At 72.2% G+C, this 3,094-nt stretch carries 3 protein-coding genes; 1 reads left to right on the top strand and 2 read right to left on the bottom strand.

The features are described 5' to 3' along the window. Positions 1-899 (bottom strand): MFS transporter (locus KDH83_RS30105; RefSeq protein WP_349291692.1); only part of this gene is annotated, 899 nt, incomplete at its 3' end. A gap of 160 nt (positions 900-1,059) precedes the next feature. On the opposite strand from KDH83_RS30105, the gene KDH83_RS30100 reads away from it, so the two are divergent. Further along, positions 1,060-1,962: a LysR family transcriptional regulator gene (locus tag KDH83_RS30100; RefSeq protein ID WP_212322572.1), complete on the top strand. Its 903-nt coding sequence runs from the start codon at positions 1,060-1,062 to the stop codon at positions 1,960-1,962. Here KDH83_RS30100 and KDH83_RS30095 read toward each other — a convergent pair. Next, complete coding sequence (locus KDH83_RS30095; protein ID WP_212322570.1) at positions 1,959-2,741, bottom strand: IclR family transcriptional regulator C-terminal domain-containing protein; 783 nt, start codon at positions 2,739-2,741, stop codon at positions 1,959-1,961. The two genes, KDH83_RS30100 and KDH83_RS30095, sit on opposite strands and share 4 nt — an antisense overlap. Between the last annotated feature and the right edge of the window lie 353 nt (positions 2,742-3,094).

Here is a 3,094-nt window from a genome sequence, read left to right as displayed (position 1 = left end):
CCCAGCCGCAACGCGGATTCGCGCAGCAACGCTGGCTGGATCAGCGGCGCGGCCACGCGCGCCTCGGTCCAGAGAAACAGCCACGCGCCCGCCCCGGCCAGGCACAGCAACGCCAGATTGAACCAGCCGGCATGGCCGCGTCCCAGCGTCATCGCCAGCGCATAGGCCAGCAGGGTCGCCGCCAGCAGGACCGTGCCCGGGCCGTCGAAACGCGGCCGGTTCGCGGGCGCGCCGCCGGCCGGCAGGTAGCGCCAGGCCAGGCCCAGCGCCAGCGCGCCCGGCGGCAGCAGCGCCAGGAACAAGGCGCGCCAGCCATAGGCTTCCAGCAGCAGGCCGCCCAGTGACGGCCCCAGCGCCGTGCCGGCCGCCGACATGGCGCCCAGCATGCCCATGACGCGGCCCGCGCGGTCCTTGCCCGCCAGTTCGGCCGCGAAGGCCAGCGACAAGGCCATCATCGCCGCCGCGCCCAGGCCCTGCGCGGCCCGCGCCACGGCCAGCCAGGCCAGCGACGGCGCGGCCGCGCAGGCGGCCGATGCCGCGATGAAGCAGACGATGCCCGCCAGCTTCAGCCGGCGGCGTCCGAGCAGGTCGCCCAGCCGACCCAGGCTGACGACCAGCGAGGTCATGGCCAGCAGATAGGCCAGCACGACCCATTGCGCCTGCTGGAACGAGGCGTCAAACGCGCGTCCCAGCGCCGGCAGCCCGACGTTGGCAATGCTGGTGCCCAGCGCGGCCAGCAGCGAGGACAGCGCCAGGCCGGCGAAGACGGCCGCCGGCGGCGCGTGCCGGGCCGGCGCGGCTTGCGGCGCGGGCGCGCGCGGCGAATCGGAATCAAGCGCGGCGGCGGCGGCGCCAGCGGCCGACGTCGATGGATCTGGTGTCAATGGAGCAAGCTTCACGGTCTGTCCTGCGGTGGGAAGAAAAGACGCGCCGCCGCGACGGCGGGCACGGATCGACCGTCAGGATAGGAGCGCGGCAATGCTGGCGGAAGACGCAGCATTTGCACTTTATTCGTGCACCGGACGCCACCTGTTCGACGCCCCGTGATATGGTCGCCGCATGTCCTCCCCCGACTTCAATTTGCTGATCACGCTGGACGTGCTGCTGGCCGAAGGCAGCGTGGCGCGCGCTGCCCGGCGCCTGCGCCTGAGCCCCTCGGCCATGAGCCGCGCGCTGGCGCGCCTGCGCGAAACCACAGGCGATCCCCTGCTGGTGCGCGCCGGCCGCGGCCTGGTGCCCACGCCGCGCGCGCTGGCGCTGCGCGCGCAGGTCGGCCAGCTGGTGCGCGACGCCGAAGCGGTGCTGCGTCCGGCCGAGCTGCCCGACCTGGCGCGGCTGGAGCGCGTGTTCACGCTGCGCGCCCAGAACGGTTTCGTCGAAGCCTTCGGCGCGCGCCTGCTGGCCCGGCTGGCCGAGGAAGCGCCGGATGCGCGGCTGCGCTTCGTGCCCAAGACGGACAAGTTCAGCGATCCGCTGCGCGACGGCGAGATCGACCTGGACATCGGCGTGGTCGGCGACACCGCCGGCCCGGAGCTGTACACGCGCGCGCTGTTCCGCGACCGCCATGTCGGCGTGGTGCGCGCCGGGCATGCGCTGGCGCGCGGCAAGGTCAGCGCCGCCCGCTACGCCTCGGGCGCGCACGTCATGGCCACGCGCCGCGGACTCGAACGCGGGCCGGTGGACGAGGCGCTGGCGGCGCAGGGGCTGAGCCGCCGCATCGCCGCCTACGTCGGCGGCTACGCCGAAGCGCTGGCGCTGGCCCGCGACAGCGATCTGATCGCCACCGTGCCGGAGAAATTCTGCGCCGCGCTGCTCGCGGACATGCGCCGCTTCGCGCTGCCGGTGGAACTGCCAGCGTTCACGGTATCCATGCTGTGGCATCCGCGCATGGACGCCGACCCGGCGCACCGCTGGCTGCGCGCCTGCCTGCACCAGATCTGCACGGCCCGCGAAGGCCGCTAGTGCGCGGGCCGGCCCGCCTGCGCCACATACTCGCGCGCGATCTCGGCCGCCACCCGCGCAAGCTCGCGCGCCCAGCGCGCCTCGGCGTCCGGCTCCATGCGCTCGATCGGAAAGCTCCAGGCCAGGCTGCCCACCAGCGCGCCGTCGTCAGGCAACAGGATGGGCACGGCCACGCCGCCCAGCCCCGGCGCGATCTGCTCGTGGCTGATGGCATAGCCGGCCTTGCGGATCGCCGCCAGCGCGCGCCGGAAGGCGGCCCAGTCCTCGCCCAGCCCGGCCGCGGCAATGGCCTGCGCGCTGCGCAGATAGGCCTGGCGGATCCGGTGATGCGGCAGGAAGGCCAGCAGCGCCAGCGAGCCCGAGCCCTGGAACAGCGGAAACGGCTGGCCGCGCGCGCGCAGGATCACCGTGCGCCGCCCGGCATGCTCCAGCACGTCCGGGCCTTCCTTGTAGATGCACAGCACCTTGTCCTCGTACAGGTTCTGTAGCAGATAGGCGCTGTCTTCGCGCGACCGCCCTTTCAGCACGGCCCGGCCGGCCAGGTAGAGCGGATCGGTCAGCGCCACCAGGCGCTCCAGCTCGATGATGCGCGGCCCCAGCCCGTACTGGCCGCCGGACTGCGGCACCAGCAGGCCGGCGTCGCACAATTCCTTCAGGTAGCGATAGGCCATCGAGCGCGAATAGCCCAGCCGCGCGCTGACTTCCTCGCTGGTCAGCCTGGACGTTTCGAGCGTGAAGAGGTCCAGGACATCGAAGGCGCGGGCAAGGCTGGAAGACATGGCGGGACGGATTCCTGGCTGGGTCGGGGCAAGCGCCAGTGTAGCCGGATTGATCATTAAATAATCACAATCCTACTATTTAAAATTTTGTTCAATATCACAGTATCCGGGATAGCATGAAAAAAAGGAGAGGCCAGCCTGCCCTCCCACCCGCATGCCACCCCGCGCTTCGGCGCGCTTCCCTTCCCGGATGCCCATGCCCAGCAAACCCCTCACCGGCCGCGTGCCGCCCGACGCCATACGCCTGCTGTCCCTGCCGCGCCTGGACTCCGACCTGCTGCGGCGCTACGCCGCGCTGGCAGACCTGCGCGGCGCCGTCTCCGATGCGCTCGCCCAGCTCGGGCGGCAAGGCG

This window comes from Achromobacter sp. Marseille-Q0513 (genome assembly GCF_018195695.1).
In the GTDB taxonomy this organism is placed as follows: Bacteria; Pseudomonadota; Gammaproteobacteria; order Burkholderiales; family Burkholderiaceae_B; genus Achromobacter.
Note: the sequence above shows the minus strand (reverse complement) of the source record. Positions and strands in the feature narration are given on the sequence as shown.